The organism is Ruminococcus sp. B05 (assembly GCF_003628495.1).
Taxonomy (GTDB): Bacteria; Bacillota; Clostridia; order Lachnospirales; family Lachnospiraceae; genus Schaedlerella; species Schaedlerella hominis.
In genome coordinates this window covers 41388-62359 of the sequence record NZ_RBZR01000007.1, presented here as the reverse complement: position 1 = coordinate 62359, position 20972 = coordinate 41388, and the positions used below count along the sequence as shown (strand labels likewise).

Sequence of the window (20972 nt, the reverse complement as noted above, 5' to 3'; positions counted from 1 at the left end):
GTATGAACGAACAGGATATTTCCAATGCAGTGAAGGCTGTGCTGGAAGGGATGAATGCGAACGGTTCTCACCATGCACAAGGACATGTCTGTAAATGTAAAAAGAACAAGATGACATTGGATAAAGCTAATAGTCTGATCGATAAAGTGAAGGCAAAGGCAGAGACAATGGGATTGAATGTAGTAATTGCGGTTGCGGATGTCGCTGGGAGACCGGTGGCAGTCCAGAGCATGGATGGTGCTTATATAGCAAGTTTCGACATTGCGTTGAACAAATCATTTACTTCGGCAAGCTTAAAAATGTCTACCGCAAAGCTGGCTGAACTAAGCCAGCCGGGTAAAGAGTTATATGGTATTCAGTTCACTAATGAAGGTAAGATCGTAATCTTCGGCGGTGGAGAGGTGCTGGAAGCAGATGGCAAAATAATCGGAGCTTTAGGTGTAAGCGGTGGCAGTGCCAAAGAAGACACAGAGCTTGCTGCTTATGGAAAAGAAGCTTTTAAGGAGGTATTAGCGTGTCTGTAAATGAACAGATGATTCAGGACATCGTTAAAGAAGTTGTTGCAAAGATGCAGATTTCTGCCGATGTGACTGGTAATCATGGAGTATTCAAAGACATGAACGAAGCAATTGAAGCTGCGAAGAAATCACAGAAAATCGTTGCTAAGATGTCTATGGATCAGAGAGAAAAGATCATTTCTAACATTAGAACAAAAATTAAAGAAAATGCTGAAACTTTTGCACATATGGGTGTGCAGGAAACAGGCATGGGAAATGTTGGACATAAAATTTTAAAACATCAGCTCGTTGCTGAAAAAACACCTGGAACAGAAGATATTACAACAACTGCATGGTCAGGTGATAGAGGACTTACATTGATCGAGATGGGACCATTTGGAGTTATTGGAGCAATTACTCCTTGTACAAACCCAAGTGAAACAGTTCTGTGTAATACAATCGGAATGCTGGCAGGCGGTAATACAGTTGTATTCAACCCACATCCAGCGGCAATTAAGACTTCTATTTATGCAGTAAATATGTTAAATGAAGCATCCATCGAAGCAGGTGGTCCAGATAATATCGCAGTTACTGTTGAAAAACCTACGATGGAAACAAGTGCTGTCATGATGAAACATAAAGATATTCCTTTGATTGCAGCTACAGGAGGTCCTGGTGTAGTAACAGCAGTGCTTTCTTCTGGTAAGAGAGGAATCGGAGCCGGAGCAGGTAACCCACCGGCACTGGTAGATGAGACAGCAGACATCCGTAAAGCAGCAGAAGATATTGTTAACGGATGTACATTTGATAACAATCTTCCATGTATCGCAGAAAAAGAAATCGTTGCAGTAGATTCTATTGCAGATGAATTGATGCACTACATGGTAAGTGAACAAGGATGCTATCTTGCATCAAAAGAAGAGCAGGATGCACTGACAGAAGTAGTTCTTAAAGGTGGAAAATTAAATCGTAAATGTGTAGGTAGAGATGCTAAAACATTACTTGGTATGATCGGAGTTCAGGTTCCGGACAATATCAGATGTATCACATTTGAAGGACCAAAGGAGCATCCATTGATCGCAGAAGAATTGATGATGCCAATTCTCGGTGTTGTCAGAGCGAAAGATTTTGATGATGCAGTAGAGCAGGCAGTATGGCTGGAGCATGGCAACAGACATTCTGCACATATCCATTCAAAGAATGTGGATAACATTACAAAATATGCAAAAGCAATTGATACAGCCATTCTTGTAAAGAATGGACCTTCGTATTCAGCACTTGGCTTTGGCGGTGAAGGATTCTGTACTTTCACAATCGCAAGCCGTACAGGAGAAGGACTGACAAGCGCAAGCACATTTACTAAGAGAAGAAGATGTGTTATGACAGACAGCTTGTGTATCAGATAATAATATGGAGGGTAACACAATGGAAATGAATTCTGCAAACGTAGAAGAAGTTGTAAAACAGGTACTTGAAAATATGTTAAAATCACCTGTTGCAGCACCTGCAGCAAGTGCGCCGGCACCAGCAAGCCAGGCAATTCCAAAGACAGCACACGTAGCTATGCTGACATCTCTGGAACATTTTGATATTAAAGAATTCCCAATCCCAGAACTTGGTGACGGAGATATTCTTGTTAAAGTAGAAGGTTGTGGAGTCTGCGGAACAGACGCACACGAATTCAAGAGAGATCCATTTGGATTGATCCCAGTTGCTCTTGGACATGAGGGTACAGGAGAAATCGTAAAAATGGGTAAAAATGTCAAGGTTGACAGTGCAGGAAAACCACTGAAAGTCGGAGACAAAGTTGTAACATGTATGATTTTTAAAGATGATCCGGATATTGAGATGTTCGATTTGAACAAGAAGAATATCGGTGGAGCTGATGTATATGGATTACTTCCAGACGATGATATCCATTTGAATGGATGGTTCTCAGATTACATCGTAGTTAGAGAAGGATCTTCAATCTTTAATGTAAGTGATCTTGATCTGGATTCTCGAATTCTTATCGAGCCATGTGCAGTATTGGTTCATGCAGTAGAAAGAGCTAAAACAACTGGAATCTTAAGATTCAATAGTCGTGTTGTTGTTCAGGGATGTGGACCAATCGGCTTGATTTGTATCGCTGTTTTGCGTACAATGGGTATTGAGAATATTGTGGCAGTTGACGGTAACGAACAGAGACTTGCATTCGCAAAAGAAATGGGAGCAGAAAAGTCAGTTAACTTCATGAATCATAAAGGTATTGATGCACTTGCAGACGCTGTAAAAGAAGCATTTGGCGGACATGCAGCAGACTTTGCATTCCAGTGTACAGGATCTCCTGTAGCTCATGCTAACATTTACAAATTCATCCGCAATGGTGGAGGACTTTGTGAACTTGGATTCTTCATCAATGGCGGAGATGCAACAATTAATCCACACTTTGATCTTTGTTCAAAAGAGATCACATTGGTAGGATCTTGGGTATATACACTGAGAGATTATGCAACAACATTTGATTTCTTGAAGAGAGCAAAAGGAATCGGACTTCCAATGGAAAAACTTATCACACACAAATTCCCATTGGAAGAGATCAACGAAGCTCATATTACAAACTTAGAGCAGAAGGGTCTTAAGATTGCGATTGTGAATAAATAATAACTGCCCCTTGAAGGAGAAATGATATGGGAGAAGCAGTAGGCATGTTGGAGGTCTTCGGGCTGGCAACTGCATTTGCAGCAGCAGATGCGGGATGTAAAGCAGGTAATGTAAGACTGGAGACTTTTGATAAGAATAAACCGGCAAATGCAGACGAATTACCGGTACCATTGATTGTAATGGTTAAGTTTCGTGGAAGTGTATCAGATGTAAAGGCAGCGCTGGAGGCAGCAACAAAAAGAGCAAATGAACTTGCAGGAATTGTTGCTGAATATGAAATCGCAAGACCTACAGAAGATACAGAGAAGATGCTGAAAATTAGCGGTTTAGATAAATAAACATCAAACATAGTATTTATATAAGATTTTAGGAGGAAACAATAATGGCACAGTTAGCATTAGGAATGGTAGAAACAAGAGGACTTACAGCAGCAATCGAAGCAGCAGATGCAATGACTAAAGCAGCAGAGGTAACATTAGTAGGAACAGAGAAAATCGGATCTGGTCTTGTAACAGTAATGGTACGTGGAGACGTTGGAGCAGTTAAAGCAGCAGTTGAAACAGGTGCAGACGCAGCTGGAAGACTTGGAGAATTAGTAGCAACACACGTAATCCCAAGACCACACAACGACGTTGAGAAAATCCTTCCTACAGTATAATTAACTAATAATGATAAATATCCGCAGTTTGGGTTAGAACAGACTGCGGATGTAGAGAAGTAAAGGAGCAGTCTCATGGGACAGGCATATGGATTTTTTGAAATCCCAAGTGTAACAGCAGCAGTAGTAGCAATTGATATTATGTGCAAAACAGCTGAGGTAGAGCTGGTTACATGGGAAAAGAAGTTAGGTGGAAGACTTGTAACGGTTATCATCCGTGGAGATGTATCATCGGTAACACAGGCCATTGAAGCAGCTACGGCCAATGGAATCAAAGACCCGGTTGCTCATGTTGTAATCCCAAGTCCCCATGAAGAGATTCTGAAACTGGTTGAAAACAGTGCGAATCGAGTTTGTTAAGGAGGGCAGTTACGATGGCAGAAGAGAAGAAGCCGACAGGTCAAGAGAAGAAAGAAGAGTCTTCTAAAGCAGCTGGTACGGCTAAAAAGAGTACAACAAAAGCTGCATCCACAAAGAAAGCAACAAAAACGGCAACTGCAAAAGCACCGGCTAAGACAGTGCAACGTGTAAGAAAAACAACACAAAAAGCAGAGCAGATAACAGAAACAATTCATAAGGAGGAAAAAAGAATGGCACAGGAAGCATTAGGAATGGTTGAAACAAGAGGTCTTGTAGCATCAGTAGAAGCAGCAGATGCAATGTTAAAAGCTGCTAATGTAGTATTAGTAGGAACAGAGAAAATCGGATCTGGTCTTGTAACAGTAATGGTACGTGGAGACGTAGGAGCTGTTAAATCAGCAGTTGAGACAGGTGCAGACGCAGCTGGAAGACTTGGAGAATTAGTAGCAACACACGTAATCCCAAGACCACACAACGATGTAGAAAAAATTCTTCCACATATCGACTAATAAATGCGATCAGGATGACAGGTAGCCTTACAGGATAAAAACTGTAAGGCTGTCATGTCATAAAATGATATGATTCTCCGTCTATGGAGAATCCGCATAATACAAGGAGACGTATTATGGATAATCAAAGTATAGAATTAATCACAAGAATGGTGCTGGAGACAGTTCAAAAACAGGAAGCTTCTTCTGAGAATGGTTATGTGGTTCCGGTTGGTGTGTCTGCAAGACATATCCATCTGACACAGGAGCATGTGGAAGCTTTATTTGGAGAAGGATACCAGCTTACAAAGAAAAAAGGGCTTATGGGCGGACAATTTGCATCAAATGAGACAGTCACAATTGTTGGTCTGAAGCTTAGAGCAATCGAAAATGTTAGAATCCTGGGACCGGTCAGAAGTAAATCACAGGTAGAGATTTCTGCTACAGATGCACTTCGTCTTGGAGTAAAAGCTCCAATCAGAGAGTCCGGTAATATTGCAGGATCCGCTGCAATTGCGGTAGTTGGACCAAAAGGTGCGATTTACCTGAATGAAGGATGTATTGTAGCCAAAAGACATATTCACATGGCACCACAGGATGCAATGGCAGCAGGTGTACATGATGGAGATATCGTTTCAGTTAAAGCAGACAATGAACGCGGAACAACATTTAACAATGTACAGATTCGTGTAGATGACAGCTTTACACTTGAGATGCATATCGATACAGATGAAGCGAATGCAGCGAAGATTGCGACAGGAGATACAGTAAGAATTATTAAATAGATTTCTTACAGGTTGCAAGAGGAGAAGATTATGCTGATAGGAAAAGTGAAAGGCAGTGTTGTATCAACACGGAAATGCGAAAGATTAGTTGGAAATAAATTTATGATTGTAGAAGTGTTGAAACAGCATGTACAGACCGGAGGAGCTGATCAGATCATTGCGATCGACAAGATTGGTGCCGGAATTGGAGACTATGTATTGGTGGCACAGGGAAGTGCAGCCAGAGTAGGAACTGATATGGAGGACGCACCTATCGATGCTGCAATCGTTGGAATTATTGATGACGGAACAGGACTGGAGTAGTGAAAATGATGGATATGAAAGAATTAAGCAACATATTGCAACAAAATGGTATTGTTGGTGCAGGTGGTGCCGGATTCCCTACATACGCAAAGTTAAATGAAAATGCTGAGACATTGATTCTTAACTGTGCAGAGTGTGAACCACTACTGAGATTACATAGACAATTACTGGAAAAATATGCACAGGAGATTGTTGAGACATTTCATTTGATTGGTCAGGCAGTTGGTGCAAAAGAACTCGTAATTGGTATCAAAAAAGCTTATACAAAGACTATCGATGCACTGAATGGTGTAATCGGAGCGTACCCGGAAGTAAGACTGGGACTGTTGGATGAAGTGTATCCAGCCGGTGATGAAGTTGTTTTGATCTATGAAGTTACAAAGAAAGTGGTACGTCCGGGAGGACTTCCAATTGAACAGGGAGTTGCCGTATTTAATGTAGAGACCGTATACAATGCATATAGAGCAATTAATCAAAGTACTCCGGTTGTAGATAAACTGGTATCTGTTGTTGCTGAGGTAGATCACCCGGTAACAGTCAGAGTTCCGATTGGAACTACAATCGAAGATACAGTAAAACTTGCAGGGGGAATTACAACAAAGAATCCAGTATACTTTATTGGAGGACCAATGATGGGATTCATTGGAAGTGGTTCACTTCCTGTAACAAAAACAACAAATGCAGTACTGGTTCTTCCAGAAGAGCATTTGATCATTCAGAAAAAGAGAAAGAAAACGAGTATCGATCTGAAACGCGCAGCAGCTTGTTGCTGTCAGTGTTCAATGTGTACAGATCTTTGTCCAAGAAACAGACTGGGACATCCAATTCAGCCACATTTATTTATGCGTGCTGCTACATGTAAAGATGTTCAGGAACCGAATATTTTTGTAAATACAATGTTCTGTTCTTCTTGTGGTCTTTGCGAGATGTATTCTTGCATGCAGGGATTATCACCAAGAACATTAATGGCAGAATATAAGGCTGGCTTAAGAGCAAATGGACTCAGACCGCCACAGGTAGAAGCAAAACCGGTTGGACCGGAACGTGAATATCGTAAAGTTCCTATGGAACGTCTGATGGCGAGACTGGATCTGACAAAATACAATAAAGAGGCTCCGCTTGATGAGTCTGTAGTGCCTGTTTCAAAAGTTAAAATTATGCTGAGCCAGCATATTGGTGCTCCGGCAGCAGCAATTGTAAAACAGGGCGACAAAGTAACAAAAGGACAGATGATTGCAGAACCAGCTAAGGGATTGAGCGTTGGAATCCACGCATCTATAGATGGAGTTGTCAGTGAAGTTACTGACAAGTATGTAATTATAGAAACTCAGGAAGGACGTGCAGGTAAATGAGTAAGGCAATTGGAATGGTAGAATATAAGACTGTTGCTTCAGGTGTTGTGGCAGCAGATGCTATGGTAAAGACCTCAGAAGTCGATATCATTGAAGCACAGACCGTATGTCCGGGAAAATATATCGTAATCATTTCAGGAGATTTGAGTGCTGTTCGTGCAGCAGTTGATAATGCAAAGAATCTGCACGGAAGATACTTGATCAACAGTTTTGTGCTCGGTAACCCACACGAATCCATTTTTCCGGCAATCTATGGTGCCACAGCAATTGAGGATGTATCCGCACTTGGTATTGTAGAGACATATGATGCTACATCTATTATTGTAGCAGCAGATGAAGCTGCAAAAACAGCAATTGTTGATTTGGTTGAGCTTAGAATCGCAAGAGGTATGTGTGGTAAGTCATACATGATGCTCACAGGCGAGGTGGCAGCTGTAGAAGCAGCGATCGAACGTGCTAAAAGCGTAGTAGCAGAGGATGGAATGTTCCTTGATTCTTCTGTTATTGCACATCCAGATGCACAGATTCGCAATGCGATTCTGTAGTTGAATAAATAGAGATCCAGTGGCTGTTTGGTACTGCGAGACACAATTTGTTGCGTAAGTGCCAAACAGTTACATAACTCGAAAAAATGACTGGGAGGCAAAGGGATGCTTGCAATAGAGAGAAGAAATGCTATTTTAGAAAAACTGCAGGCTGAACGTCGGGTAGTCGTAAGTGAGTTGAGTCAGATTTATAAGGTATCGGAGGAAACGATCCGAAGAGATCTGGAAAAGCTTGAGAACGATGGATTCGCGATAAAAAGTTATGGCGGAGCAGTAATTAATGAAAATGCAAATGTAGATTTACCATTTAATATCCGTAAAAAGAGGAATGTGATCAGCAAACAGAAAATTGCGGAAGTAATCAGTTCCAGAATTAAAGATGGCACCAGTATTATGCTTGATGCGAGTTCAACAGCTGTATATATTGCAAAAGCATTGAAAGAGAGAAAGAATCTGACATTGATAACAAATTCAATCGAGATTTTGATAGAAATGTTTGATACACCTAATGTTAATGTATTGTCAACAGGTGGAGCAATGAGAGAAGGATCATTTGCACTGGTAGGTCCGCAGACTGATAAGATGTTAAATTCTTATCATGTGGATATGGCAATTGTTTCAGCAAAAGGATTTGATCTCGAGACAGGGCTGACAGATACAGAGGAACTTCATGCAAACAATAAGAAAACGATGCTACACGCAGGAAGAGAAAAAGTTCTTGCTGTAGATAGTTCAAAGTTTGGAAAGACAGCATTTACAGAGATTGGTACACTAGAAGATATTAGTATGGTAGTTACAGATGCGAAACCAGACGAAGTTTGGCTTCAGGCATTTAAAGAGTATGGAATTGAATGTATTTATCCCGAATAGAGGAAGAATAGTATGAGAAGCTTTGAAATAAAGACAAAAATATTTTTTGGAGATCAGGCTTTAGATAGATTGGCAGAGATCCCATACAACAAAGTATTGATTATCACAGATCCATTTATGGCACAGAGCAGTATGTTTAATTTGGTAACAGATCCGCTTAAACGTGCAAATAAAGAATTTGAGATTTTTAAAGATGTTGTTCCGGATCCTCCGATTGAGAAGATTTCAGAAGGTGTTAAAAAGATGCTGGAATACAAACCGGATGTACTTGTTGCAGTCGGCGGAGGTTCAGCAATTGACTCATCAAAATCTATCCGTGAGTTTGCATTACGAGTAGAGCCGTATGCTGAAGTTGGATTGATTGCAATACCAACAACAAGCGGAACAGGTTCTGAGGTTACATCTTTTGCAGTGGTTTCTGATCCAAAAGAAAAAATGAAATATCCTCTTGTATCTGAACACTTAACACCGGATGAAGCAATTCTGGATGCAGAATTAGTAAAGAGTGTGCCACCGGCAATTACAGCAGATACAGGTATGGATGTATTTACACATGCATTAGAGGCATGCGTAAGTACAAATAGAAGTGATTTTACGAACGCTTTGGCTGAGAAGGCAATTGAAATTTGTGGAGTATTTTTATTGAGAGCGTATCTTGATGGAAATGATACACATGCACGTCAGAAGATGCATTCTGCATCTTGTTTGGCAGGACTTGCGTTTAATACAGCTTCGCTTGGATTAAATCATGGTATGGCACATCAGTTAGGAGCAACATTCCATATTCCACATGGACGTGCGAATGCAATGCTGCTTCCACATATTATTGAATTTAACAGTGATATTAACAAACACAGCAAGAGCCAGAAAGAATATCTGCCGGCTGTAAAACGTTATGCTACTGTTGCTCAGATTTTAGGACTTAGCAGTTATAACAAAATTATGACTGTTCGTTCACTTGTAAACTGGGTACAGTTTATGTTGAAAGAAATGGATATTCCGCTGTCAATTTCACAGATGGGAACAATTTCAAAAGAAGAGTATTTTAACGCAATTGATCGTATGGCAGATGCAGCTCTTGCAGATGCATGTACAGCTACAAATCCACGTGTTCCGACTAAGGAAGATGTTGTGAAAATGTATCAGAAATTGTGGTAAGAAATATATTCCAATAAAAATGAGGTGAAACTTACTTGGGTTTCACCTCATTTTTTGTGGTGCGCCTTGCGGCACACGTTTCTAACTGGTTAAAGTTTGGCATTTCCCATGCAATAGGTTTGTAAAACACTATACTCTGAATCCAACACAACCAGATCAGCGTCTTTTCCGACTCCGATAGCACCTTTTCGATCATCAACGCCGAGGCAACGAGCAGGATTGATAGTACAAGAGTTGATCGCATAGTTAAATGGAACAAGGGCCTCTTCAACAAGTATGCGAAGTCCCTCGTTTAATCTCAGCGTAGAACCGGCAAGTGTACCACTTTCGGTCAGATGTGCACTTCCATCAGGATAAATCTCAATTTCATTTCCACCGAAAATAAATTTACTTCCTACAGGTGTTCCTTTCGCCATTAATGCGTCAGATATCATGATCGCATAATCAGGCCCCTTAGACATAAAGTAATTATTTAAGGCGGCAGGAGTAGAGTGATTGCCATCACAGATAATCTCACCATACATAGTACGAAGACGATAAGCTGCACCTACAAGACCATTGGCACGATGAGTGAACGGACTCATGCCATTATATACATGTGTCATAGAACGTGCACCATGTGCGTATGCCATGACTGCCTGTTCGTAAGTTGCAGCAGAATGTCCGATGCTGACAACTACGCCTGCTGAAGCCAGATAGTGTGTCAATGCAAAATCTTCATCGGTTTCAGTAGCCATAGTAACATATTTGATGTGTCCTTTGGCGGCAGCCTGATATCTTTCAAACTGTTCAATTGTTGGTTTTGCGATAAATTGCTCCGGCTGTGCTCCTTTATATTTCATATCAAGATAAGGTCCCTCGAAGTGAATGCCAAGGATTTCAGCACCCTCATATCCTTCCTCCATAACTTTAGCTACATTAGCAACTGCGTTAGTTAAGACCTCTTCACTTTGAGTAATCGTTGTAGCAAGAAATGCAGTTACTCCTTCAGAAACAATATGTTTGCTCCAGTTACGAAGACCTTCTTCGTTTGCATCATTGGTGTCAAATTTGAAAGCACCATGACAATGAATATCCAGGAAACCCGGTACAATGCGCTTGTCCCCGTAGTCAACATCAGGTGTTCTGCTTTCATATGGAAGAACATCGGTGATTTTACCGTCATGGATTTCAATCACTGCTGGTACAAACTGATCCGCAATCCAAACTTTTTTACTTTGAATCAGCATAAAAAAATACCTCCCTACATTTATTTTTATAAAAAGTATACCTTTTTTGGTGAGATATGTCAAAGTACATTAAAATGTTAATATTGCATGAAAAACATTTTGAAACAAAAAATAATTAATCAGCAGAATCACCAATAAACTAAAAGAAATATAAACATTATTAACAAAAAATAAACGAACGCTTGACGATAAAAAGAGAATTTGTTTTAATAACAATATCAATTGAAGTTGTGAGGATTGTTACTGTAAGGCAGGCAAAACCAGAATATATGGCTGAAAGTCTCAGTCTATAGTTCTGGTTTTTTCTATTATACAGAGAAGGAATAATATGGGAGAAATTATAATTGATAAAGTAATCAATAATAATATAATTTCTGCGTTTGAGGAGTCGGGGACAGAAGTTGTTGTGATGGGCAGAGGGATTGGTTTCAAGAAGAGACCAGGACAGATTGTACCGGGTGAGCAAGTGGAAAAGATATTCAGAATGAAAAGCAAAACACTTGCTGAACAATTAAAAGAATTGCTCGCCGATATGCCGTTAGAGCGTGTGGAGATTTCAGCAGAGATTATTGCTTATGCAAAAGATCAATTGAAGTTAAAATTAAATCAGAGTATATATGTGACTTTAACTGATCACATTAATTTTGCAATTGAGAGAGTAAGCCAGGGAATCGAACCGGAGAATGCGTTATTGTGGGAGATTAAACGATTTTATTCACATGAGTTTCAACTTGGAACATATGCATTACAGCTGATACATGAAAGACTGGGGATTAAATTACCAGAGGATGAAGCAGGCTTTATAGCACTGCATTTTGTAAATGCTGAGTATGGAACCGATATTCATGATGCATTAAAATTTCCTAATCAGATGAATGATATTGTGAGGATCGTGGAACAAGAGCTGGGGCTGGAATTAGATGAAGGATCATTGCATTACGAACGATTTGTTACACATGTGAAGTTTTTACTTCAGAGAATTTATCGTAAGGAATTACTTTCTAGTGAAGATAAAGAATTAGCACAGATGATGCAGCGAAAGTATCCCAAAGAATATAACTGCAGCGAGAAAGTTGCAGCATATATAAAAGAAGCAACAGGATGTACGCTTTCAGACGAGGAAGTTATGTATTTATCAGTTCATATTCGCAGAGTTACTGCGGTGGAAAAATAAGGAGGCTAAGAACATGTTCGATTTTTTAAAAAAGAAAAAGCAGTTGGAATTGATTATCGGTTCACCAGTAAAAGGAAAAGCAGTACCGCTTTCAAGTGTGAACGATCCAACATTTAGTGAAGGAATGCTTGGACAGGGAATAGCAATTTGCCCTGAAGACAGTAAGATATACGCTCCGGCAGACGGAACGATCGGAATGGTGTTTAATACGCTCCATGCAGTTAGTTTGACTACAAAAGAAGGTGTTGAAATACTTATCCACATCGGACTTGATACAGTAAAGATGAATGGAGAAGGTTTTAAAGGTTATGTTAAAGCAGGCGATACTGTAAAAAAAGGTGATTTACTTTTAGAAGTCGATTTAGATAAGGTAAAAGCAGCCGGTTATGATACAATCACACCAATGCTGATTTGCAATACAGATGATTATGCTGCGGTAAATGGTCTGGACGGAAAAGATGTACAGGCTGGAGACGATGTAATCATTATTACTGAAAAATAGTAAATGATATTCAAAGGAAGCACAGAATATCAGAAAGAACAACTTAATCAATGTATTTTGCCTGGTAATGTCCAGGTTAAAATAAATAAAGGGATTTACAGACGAGAGTGATTTAGAGGAGGTAAAGGTATGAAGTATTTACAGAAATTAGGAAAAGCTTTAATGCTGCCTGTAGCGTGTCTTCCAATTTGTGGTATCCTGATGGGTATCGGATATCTCTTATGTCCAGCTAGTATGCAGGGTGGAGATATCACTGGTTTTGGACCATTGGTAGGTATCTTTTTAGTAAAAGCAGGTGGAGCATTAATTGATAACATGGCATTGTTATTTGTAATTGGTGTTGGTGTTGGTATGTCAGAGGATAATGATGGTACAGGTGGTCTTGCAGCACTTGCATCATGGTTAATGATCACAACATTATTAAGTACAGGTTTTGTAACAACTCTGTTCCCTGCAATTGCAGATAATGTAGACAAAACATTAGCATTCGATAAAATCGCAAACCCATTTATCGGTATCCTTGCCGGTGTTATCGGATCTACATGTTACAACAAATTTAAAAACACAAAATTACCAGATTGGCTTTCATTCTTCAGTGGAAAACGTTGCGTTGCAATCGTAGCTGGTGTGGTTTCAATTGTTGTATCAGTAGTATTATTGTTCGTATGGCCAATTCTCTTTGGACTGTTGATTTCAGTTGGTAAAGGAATTGCAGGTATGGGAGCTATCGGAGCTGGTATCTATGCATTCTTGAACAGATTATTAATCCCAACAGGATTGCACCATGCATTGAACAACGTATTCTGGTTCGATACAATCGGACTTGGAGATTTGACACACTTCTGGGCTGGAGAAACATCAGCAGATGTTAACTGGAGCCTTGGAATGTACATGTCAGGATTCTTCCCATGTATGATGTTTGGTATCCCTGGAGCAGCATTAGCAATGATCCAGTGTGCTAAAGATAACAAGAAAAAAGTTGCAATCGGTCTTGTAGCATCAGCAGCACTTTGTGCATTTGTTTGTGGTGTTACAGAGCCATTCGAGTTTGGATTTATGTTCCTCGCTCCTGGACTTTATGTAGTATATGCATTGTTATATGGTATCTTTACAGTTATTACTACATTACTTGGATTCCGTGCAGGATTCTCATTCTCAGCTGGAGCAACAGACCTTCTGTTCTCAGCATCACTTCCTGCAGCACAGAAAACATGGTTGATCATTCCTCTTGGAATCGCAGCATTTATCGTATTCTACGTTGTATTTAGATTTGCAATTACAAAATTCGATCTGAAAACACCAGGTAGAGAAGACGATGATGATGATACAGATGAAACAAAAGTAACTCTGGCAAACAATGATTATACAGAAGTTGCTAAAGTTATCTTAGAAGGTGTTGGCGGAAAAGAAAACGTTACATCTATTGATAACTGTATTACAAGACTTCGTCTGGAAATTAAAGATTATACAGCAGTTGATGAGAAAAAGATTAAATCTGCAGGTGTTGCAGGAGTAATCAGACCTGGAAAGAATGCTGTACAGGTTGTAGTTGGTACAAAGGTTCAGTTTGTAGCAGACGAATTCAAAAAACTGTGTAAATAGTTAAAATATAAAGAATCCCTTTTCGAAAAGACCGCTTATGCGGTCTTTTTTGATAATAAAAACAGATGATATTTTATTTATGGAGGTATATTATGATTAAAGCAATCTTTTTTGATATTGACGGAACAATTCTATCTCATCGTATAAAAGAAGTTCCTATGAGTACAAGACGAGCATTGTCTCGATTATCAGAAATTCATATAGATAGAGTGATTGCAACAGGACGTCATTCAACTGAAATAGATATATTACCTGTTAGTAACATAGCGTTTGATGCCTATATTACTTTGAATGGTCAACTTTGCTATGATGCGAAAGGCGATGTATTTTATGAAAATCCATTACAGGAAACTAAAGAAATTTTAAAACTTTTTCATAGTAATATTGTACCAATAATGCTTGTAGAGAAAAAAAGAATGTATATCAACTTTATCAATGACGATGTTGTGCAAGCGCATAAGGCAATTTCCACACCACTGCCAGTTGTCATGGAATATACTGGTAATACTATATATCAAGCGATTTTCTATGTTAAACAAGCGGAACAATCTAAAATAACTGAACATTTAAAAAATGTAGAAATCACAAGATGGAATGATAGTGCTATTGATATTGTTGCAAAAGGTGGAAGCAAAGTAACAGGTATTGAAAAATATTTGTATATTAAAGGATATACTAAGGAAGAAAGTGCGGCGTTTGGTGATGGAGAAAATGATATGGAAATGTTGAAATATGTTGGAAAAGGTATCGCTATGGGAAATGCTTCTGATTTTGTAAAGAGTGTTGCAGATTATGTTACATCTGATATTGACAATGATGGAGTAGAAAAGGGATTAAATAAGTTAGGATTATTCTAGGTTCTTGGCTTATACAGAAGAACTCTAAAAGTTACAAAACTGCCGACGTGATCCGCCAGCGGTGGCGGTCGTGAGACATATCGCCACGTCAGTTTGCTGGCAAGCGGGTGGTTCACGTCGGCGGTTTGGCGAGCTTGCGAGCCGTTCAAAGCCCTCATTATCTAACAAGGGGGTACTATTACAAAAAGCAAAAGGCAAAACAAATACAAAAAGGAATGATGAGAGTGTGTAGCGATTTACTGTATGCTTTTTTATATTAAAAAAAGCACAATTGCTTAGTATCTGGTTGTGGTTTTTTATTGTAAATTGAGGTATACTAATAACAGATTTTTGAGAGAATATTAATCTTGTAAAGACCAAATTACACGGAGGAGAAAAATGTGTATAAAGTATTACTGGTAGATGATGAGATACTTGTCAGAGAAGCAATCAGCAAAAAAATAGAATGGAATGAATTGGGGTATGAGCTGGTCGGAGACTGTGAAAATGGAAAAGATGCCATTGAATTTGTAAAAGATCAACCGGTTGATGTTGTGCTGACAGATATTTGTATGCCGTACATAGATGGAATGGGACTGAGCAAATATTTAAGCGAAAATTGTCCTCAGACGGCAATTATTATTTTCAGTGGTTATAGCGATTTTGAATATGCAAAACAGGCAATACAATATAAAGTGTCGGAGTATATATTAAAGCCGGTAACAGCGAGAGAATTGTCAGAGGTTTTGATTCGGATTCGTGAAAAACTGGATTCTAAAAGAAAAGAAGAGAAAAAAATCGATCAGTTGACGAAAGTGTATCATAGTTATACAAAAAATGAAGCGGTGATTATTTCCAGAATATTGTCTCGTCTTGTAAAAGGGACGCAGGAAGTCAAGAAAAGTCTGGATGAATTGAAAGAATTTGATATTGAAATCAGTGGAAGTTCATACAGAACAGTTGTGATAGATATCGATGTTTATTCAGGATTATATGAGATAAATCCAGAGCAGAAAAAAGAAAGTGCATTGATGGCATTTGTTGTAGAAAATATAAGCAGCGAGATTATTTCAGAGTATAATGCCGGAATCGCATTTCGTGATGCAGATAATAGAGTGTGTCTTTTGCTTTGGACGAACCGCCCAAAAGAATTTAGAAAAGAAATTGTTGAAATCTGTAAGGATATTCAGAAAAATGTATATTCAGCTATGAAACTGAGCATTTCTATGGGATTGGGATGTTATGTGAATTCACTTGAGGAGCTGTCGAAATCGTATGAAAGTGCAAGTGAAGTACTTCAATATCGATATACCAAAGGTTCTGGAATTATGTTTGATTGTGAAGAAGAAAAACAAAAAGAAAATTCCATGGAATTAGAACCGGATTATCGTGATATTGCAATAGCTATCAGAGGGGGAGATAGAGAAGTCTTGGATGATGCTATGGAACATATGAGAACTTGGCTGAAAACGGGCTATATTAATAGAAGAAAGTCAATTGCATATCTTCAACAGGTTTTGCAGATTGTATATGAGGTAGGGCATGAAACACAGGAATCATTTGTGTTACCGGATTCTGTTCTCACGAGTATTACAGAGGCAAGAAATCTGGATCAGGCAATGGAGATTACAAAAGAGTATGCAGTATCCGGATTAAAAGCAGTACAGGAAGCATGCCAGACCAGCGGAGAAAGACAAGCAGCACAGGCAATGGAGTATATAAAAGATAATTACGGAAATCCCGATTTGAGTTTGAACAGTGTATGCGAATATTTAAATATTAGTACAAGCAGATTCAGTACAATCTTTAAAGAAGAGACTGGAAAAACATTTCTGGAAGTATTGACAAGTGTCCGAATGGAAAAAGCAAAACAAATGCTACAAAAGACAACGATGAAAAATTACGAAATTGCAGAAAAAGTTGGTTTTAGTGATCCACACTATTTTGGTATTGCCTTCAAGAAGGCAACAGGAATGTCACCAAAAGAATATGCTAAAGGAAGAAAATCATGAGAAAGCAAAAAGAACATTCCAGAACATTTTTCGGAAGATTCAAAAGTATTCAGAATACGATGCTGGTTTCATTTTCTGTGTTAATGGTAATCGCGGTAGTTATCTTTTTGGTGATTGCTATGAATTCTACAAAGAAAACAATTTATGAAAATTCGATTGATTATTCTACACAGATCATCAAACAGGTAAACTCAGATATAGACAATTATATCGACTACATGGAGAATACGTCTTCATTGATGGCAAAAAGTACAGACGTAGCAAAATATTTCTTTGATGAACATCAAACAGAAGAAGAGTTTGAGGAAGAGAAAAAACGTATCTTAACACAGTTTGCAACAATCAAGGAAAGTAGAAATGATATTTCGAATGTTGCAGCAGTGGCAGAAAATGGAAAATATCTTGTAAATGATGAAGACGGAAGTCTGACAGACTATATAGATGTACAGTCATTGGATTGGTATCAGGAGGCAATGCAATCTAAAAGTGGAATTGCTGTGTCATCTTCACATGTGCAGAATGCAATTCCTACAAGTTATAAATGGGTTATCACGCTAAGCCGTGCATTAGTGAATAATCAATCAGGAAAGCGAGAAGGCGTTTTCTTCATGGATTTGAACTATAGTGCAATTAGTGATCTATGTAATAAAAATAATATTGGAGAAAAAGGTTATATTTTTATTTTAGATGAAGACGGAAATATAATATATCATCCAAAGCAGCAGTTGATGTATGGCGGATTGATGGTAGAGAACATCCGGGAAATCATGGATTGTAAAGCAGATTATCTGGAAATAAAGCGTGATGGAGAAAATAAACTGTATACAATGTCCAAATCAACAAAAACCGGTTGGACGGTTGTTGGGGCAATGGATACAAAGGAATTGTTGAAAAACAGCAAACAGACACAGTTGAATTACATTATGGTCGCTGCAATACTATTGTTGGCAGTTATTGTGATTTCAAGTTTGTTGTCAAAAGAAATCACACGACCAATTTTACTTTTACGTGATTCAATGAGCAAAGTCGAAGAAGGAAAATTTCAACAGGCAAATGTAGAAGTGACAACAATGAATGAAATTGGAAGCTTGACGAAATCATTTAATGTGATGACAAAACGAATTCAGGAGTTGATGGAGCAAAATGTTGCCGCACAGAAAGAAAAACGAAAAAGTGAAATGAAAGCTTTGCAGGCACAGATCAATCCTCATTTCTTATATAATACGTTAGATTCAATCATATGGATGGCGGAAGCCGGACAAAATGATGATGTAGTACTGATGACTTCAGCTCTGGCTAAATTATTACGACAAAGTATCAGTAATGACAAAGAACAAGTAAGAGTAGAAGAGGAAATAAATTATGTGCAAAGTTATCTGACCATTCAGAAAATGCGCTACAAAGATAAACTGGAATATACAATTGATGTGGATCCTGAAATATGTGGTGTGTCCATTATAAAATTTGCAATTCAGCCATTGGTAGAAAATGCGATTTACCATGGATTAAAATATAAAGATACAAAAGGAAAAATCAGCATACACGGATATGTAAGGGGCAAAAAAGGATATATTACAATTACAGATGATGGCGTAGGCATGGACGAAGAAACTTTGAAATATATTTTTGATGAAAAACAGAAAAAAGAGAAAAAGCCAAAATCAAATGGTGTAGGTGTGCCAAATGTACAAAAAAGACTGCAATTATATTATGGACCGGAATATGGGATTTCATATATCAGCAGACAAGGGGAAGGAACAGTGGCGACAGTTACAATTCCGTTAGACGGAGGAGAAAACCATGAGTAGACAGATGAGTAGAAAAGTAGGAACCAGGATAGTGTTGTTTATACTTCTTGCGACTATTCTGGTAACTTTCGGAATCCAGGTGCAGGAAGAGCAGGAAAAGGAAAAGACATATCATTTGATTTTTGTCCCTAAGACGATAGATTCTGCAAATGATTTCTGGACGGCACTTATAAAAGGTGCAGAACTGGGAGCAGAAGAGTTTGGAGCAGAGATTGAAGTTGTGGGTGGCCGTTCAGAAGATGATGTCGAGACACAGATAAAAACAATTGAAGAAAGTATTCAGAAAAATCCGGATGCAATTCTGGTTGCACCGGCGGATTATTCATTATTGCATGATGTGCTTCAGAAAGTGAAGGATGCTGGAATTACCTTGATCTATATTGATTCTACTACAGAAAATGATATTGCTGACTGCGAAGTCTCTACAGATAATTATAAAGCTGGTAAAGAATTAGGGAAATATGCAAAGACGTTGATTGATGAGGACATAAAAATTGGCATCATGGGGCATGTAAAAGGAACATCTACAGAGATAGAGCGTGAAAATGGAATAAGAGACGGTCTTGAAAATTACAAAGCGAATATTATAGATATTTTGTATTGCGATTCTTCATATGAAAAAGCATACAGTCAGACCAAAACAATGTTGATGAAAAATCCGGATATTCGGTTGCTTATTGGAACAAATGAATATGCAACAGTGGGAACTGCAAGAGCAATAAAGGATATGGGGATGGAAAAAAAGATTAAAATGGTTGGCTTTGATAATTCGGTAGAAGAAATTCAACTTTTGGAAGAAGGGGTTTTTGATGGAATCATCATTCAGAAACCATTTAATATGGGGTATATGGGGGTGGAACAGGCAATTGCCCTGTTAGAAGGGAAAACAGTAGAAAAAACACTTGATTCCGGCTGTAAACTTATTACCAGAGACAATATGTATGAAGAAGAAAATCAAAGATTGCTTTATCCGTTCTCGGGACAATAAGGTAAATTGTATTCAAAAAAAGGTTAAAAATTTCCAAATAGGAAATTTTTAACCTTTTTTAGTAAGATATTCAATTTCATAATTATTTAATAAAGTTTATACTTAGTACAAGTCTTAAGGGAAAAGATAAGATTAAAGAACTAGGAGGAAGAAACGTGGGAAAAATTAAACAAAATCCTTTTGTACAAAAGGTAGGGTTTAACAGAATCGTGTTATGCGGTGTTTTGCTTCTCTTGTACGGATTTTTCTGTGCAATGACACAGGGCAGATTCGCTGGAACAACTCGTATTCTGAGCGCTCTCAACTATGCATACTTTTTAGGGTTCTTATCATTGGGAGTTACATTCGTAATCGCAACAGGCGGAATCGACTTCTCTATCGGACCAGTTATGTTCTGTTGTGCATTGGTTGCAGGTTACAGCCTGACAGCACATGGTGTACCTATGGCAGCAGCAATGATAATCAGCTTACTTGTAGGACTTGTGTTTGGTGTCTTTAACGGATATCTTGTAGCATATTGGTCAGTACCTTCATTCATCACTTCAATGGCAAGTATGAACATTGCAAAAGGTATTGCATCTGTATACACAAAGACACAGTCAGTCAGCTGGCCACAGGCATCACAGGAAGGTGGATGGTACAGAAACCTTATCAAAGTTGGGGATATTCCGGTAGGTTTGATTGTTTTCTTGGCTGTTGCAGTTATTTGTGCAGTGATTTTGAACAAGACAAGAATCGGACGTTACATTCTTTCACTTGGAAGCAACAAAGAAGCTGTTCGACTTTCAGGTGTAAATGTTAAAAAATGGGAGATGGCAGCATACGTTATCTGTGGACTCCTTGTAGGAATCAGCGCACTCTTCTATGTAGCTGCTTATACAACAGTTCAGCCTGGATATGGTGATCAGTACAACAACGAAGCAATTGCTGGTTGTGTAATGGGAGGAACTTCCATGGCAGGAGGTCTTGCTTCTATCAGCGGTACTGTAATCGGTGTGTTTATCATCGCTTTACTTCAGGAAGGAATTCTGGCTCTTGGCTTAAGAAAAGATTATCAGCTTATTATTACAGGTATTATTGTTATCGTTGCAGTATTCAGTGATGTTGTTGCAAGACGTAGAAAGAACTAATAATGATACATGGGAAATTGAAATTGAGAACA

Annotated in this window: 22 protein-coding genes; 21 read left to right on the top strand and 1 reads right to left on the bottom strand. The window is 38.6% G+C overall.

Annotated features, from left to right (window positions below):
- The first annotated feature begins 2 nt into the window (after positions 1-2).
- The 13 genes from D8Q48_RS07160 to D8Q48_RS07100 all read left to right on the top strand — a co-directional run bounded on the left by D8Q48_RS07160 (position 3) and on the right by D8Q48_RS07100 (position 9659).
- Positions 3-524: a heme-binding protein gene (locus tag D8Q48_RS07160; RefSeq protein ID WP_117990399.1), complete on the top strand. Its 522-nt coding sequence runs from the start codon at positions 3-5 to the stop codon at positions 522-524.
- Positions 515-1903, top strand: coding sequence for an aldehyde dehydrogenase family protein (locus tag D8Q48_RS07155; protein WP_117990398.1), 1389 nt, complete (start codon positions 515-517; stop codon positions 1901-1903). Before D8Q48_RS07160 ends, D8Q48_RS07155 begins: the two co-directional genes overlap by 10 nt.
- Positions 1904-1922: 19 nt before the next feature.
- Positions 1923-3140, top strand: coding sequence for a zinc-binding dehydrogenase (locus D8Q48_RS07150; RefSeq protein ID WP_117990397.1), 1218 nt, complete (start codon positions 1923-1925; stop codon positions 3138-3140).
- A gap of 26 nt (positions 3141-3166) precedes the next feature.
- Positions 3167-3478: a BMC domain-containing protein gene (locus D8Q48_RS07145; RefSeq protein WP_022075381.1), complete on the top strand. Its 312-nt coding sequence runs from the start codon at positions 3167-3169 to the stop codon at positions 3476-3478.
- Between the two features lie 44 nt (positions 3479-3522).
- Positions 3523-3798 carry a BMC domain-containing protein gene (locus D8Q48_RS07140; protein ID WP_009003872.1) on the top strand — a complete coding sequence of 92 codons (276 nt, stop codon included), beginning with the start codon at positions 3523-3525 and terminating at the stop codon, positions 3796-3798.
- 75 nt (positions 3799-3873) lie between these two features.
- On the top strand, positions 3874-4158 hold the full coding sequence (locus tag D8Q48_RS07135) for a BMC domain-containing protein (protein WP_117990396.1): 285 nt from the start codon (positions 3874-3876) through the stop codon (positions 4156-4158).
- Positions 4159-4388: 230 nt separating this feature from the next.
- Positions 4389-4667 (top strand): BMC domain-containing protein, encoded by a 279-nt coding sequence (locus D8Q48_RS07130; protein ID WP_117990488.1) that lies wholly within the window; start codon positions 4389-4391, stop codon positions 4665-4667.
- Between the two features lie 116 nt (positions 4668-4783).
- Positions 4784-5431 carry a phosphate propanoyltransferase gene (locus tag D8Q48_RS07125; RefSeq protein ID WP_117990395.1) on the top strand — a complete coding sequence of 216 codons (648 nt, stop codon included), beginning with the start codon at positions 4784-4786 and terminating at the stop codon, positions 5429-5431.
- A 30-nt stretch (positions 5432-5461) separates the two neighbouring features.
- Positions 5462-5734, top strand: coding sequence for a EutN/CcmL family microcompartment protein (locus D8Q48_RS07120; RefSeq protein ID WP_022075385.1), 273 nt, complete (start codon positions 5462-5464; stop codon positions 5732-5734).
- Positions 5735-5739: 5 nt separating this feature from the next.
- Complete coding sequence (locus tag D8Q48_RS07115) at positions 5740-7086, top strand: 4Fe-4S dicluster domain-containing protein (protein WP_330514503.1); 1347 nt, start codon at positions 5740-5742, stop codon at positions 7084-7086.
- Positions 7083-7631 (top strand): BMC domain-containing protein, encoded by a 549-nt coding sequence (locus D8Q48_RS07110; RefSeq protein ID WP_117990394.1) that lies wholly within the window; start codon positions 7083-7085, stop codon positions 7629-7631. The genes D8Q48_RS07115 and D8Q48_RS07110 overlap by 4 nt, the downstream gene beginning before the upstream one ends.
- 105 nt (positions 7632-7736) lie before the next feature.
- Entirely contained in the window at positions 7737-8501 is a 765-nt protein-coding gene (locus tag D8Q48_RS07105) for a DeoR/GlpR family DNA-binding transcription regulator (RefSeq protein ID WP_117990393.1), read from the top strand.
- 12 nt (positions 8502-8513) lie between these two features.
- Positions 8514-9659 carry a 1-propanol dehydrogenase PduQ gene (locus D8Q48_RS07100; RefSeq protein ID WP_118688754.1) on the top strand — a complete coding sequence of 382 codons (1146 nt, stop codon included), beginning with the start codon at positions 8514-8516 and terminating at the stop codon, positions 9657-9659.
- Between the two features lie 89 nt (positions 9660-9748).
- On the opposite strand, the gene nagA is transcribed toward D8Q48_RS07100, so the two are convergent.
- Positions 9749-10888, bottom strand: a complete 1140-nt coding sequence (gene nagA, locus D8Q48_RS07095; protein WP_118688753.1) for an N-acetylglucosamine-6-phosphate deacetylase — start codon at positions 10886-10888, stop codon at positions 9749-9751.
- Positions 10889-11216: 328 nt separating this feature from the next.
- Here nagA and D8Q48_RS07090 point away from each other — a divergent pair, with 328 nt between their 5' ends.
- The 8 genes from D8Q48_RS07090 (at position 11217) to D8Q48_RS07055 (ending at position 20940) form a co-directional block, all read left to right on the top strand.
- A complete protein-coding gene (locus tag D8Q48_RS07090) occupies positions 11217-12062 on the top strand; it encodes a PRD domain-containing protein (RefSeq protein WP_330514502.1) in 846 nt (281 codons plus the stop codon).
- Between the two features lie 13 nt (positions 12063-12075).
- On the top strand, positions 12076-12564 hold the full coding sequence (locus D8Q48_RS07085; protein ID WP_117990390.1) for a PTS glucose transporter subunit IIA: 489 nt from the start codon (positions 12076-12078) through the stop codon (positions 12562-12564).
- A 129-nt stretch (positions 12565-12693) separates the two neighbouring features.
- Complete coding sequence (gene nagE, locus D8Q48_RS07080; RefSeq protein WP_117990389.1) at positions 12694-14166, top strand: N-acetylglucosamine-specific PTS transporter subunit IIBC; 1473 nt, start codon at positions 12694-12696, stop codon at positions 14164-14166.
- Positions 14167-14258: 92 nt separating this feature from the next.
- Positions 14259-15023: a Cof-type HAD-IIB family hydrolase gene (locus tag D8Q48_RS07075; protein WP_172696968.1), complete on the top strand. Its 765-nt coding sequence runs from the start codon at positions 14259-14261 to the stop codon at positions 15021-15023.
- Between the two features lie 380 nt (positions 15024-15403).
- Positions 15404-17014 (top strand): response regulator, encoded by a 1611-nt coding sequence (locus tag D8Q48_RS07070; RefSeq protein WP_117990387.1) that lies wholly within the window; start codon positions 15404-15406, stop codon positions 17012-17014.
- On the top strand, positions 17011-18822 hold the full coding sequence (locus D8Q48_RS07065) for a sensor histidine kinase (protein WP_118688749.1): 1812 nt from the start codon (positions 17011-17013) through the stop codon (positions 18820-18822). Before D8Q48_RS07070 ends, D8Q48_RS07065 begins: the two co-directional genes overlap by 4 nt.
- Complete coding sequence (locus D8Q48_RS07060) at positions 18815-19810, top strand: substrate-binding domain-containing protein (RefSeq protein ID WP_117990385.1); 996 nt, start codon at positions 18815-18817, stop codon at positions 19808-19810. The genes D8Q48_RS07065 and D8Q48_RS07060 overlap by 8 nt, the downstream gene beginning before the upstream one ends.
- Positions 19811-19965: 155 nt before the next feature.
- Complete coding sequence (locus D8Q48_RS07055) at positions 19966-20940, top strand: ABC transporter permease (RefSeq protein ID WP_121056057.1); 975 nt, start codon at positions 19966-19968, stop codon at positions 20938-20940.
- Positions 20941-20972 lie beyond the last annotated feature (32 nt).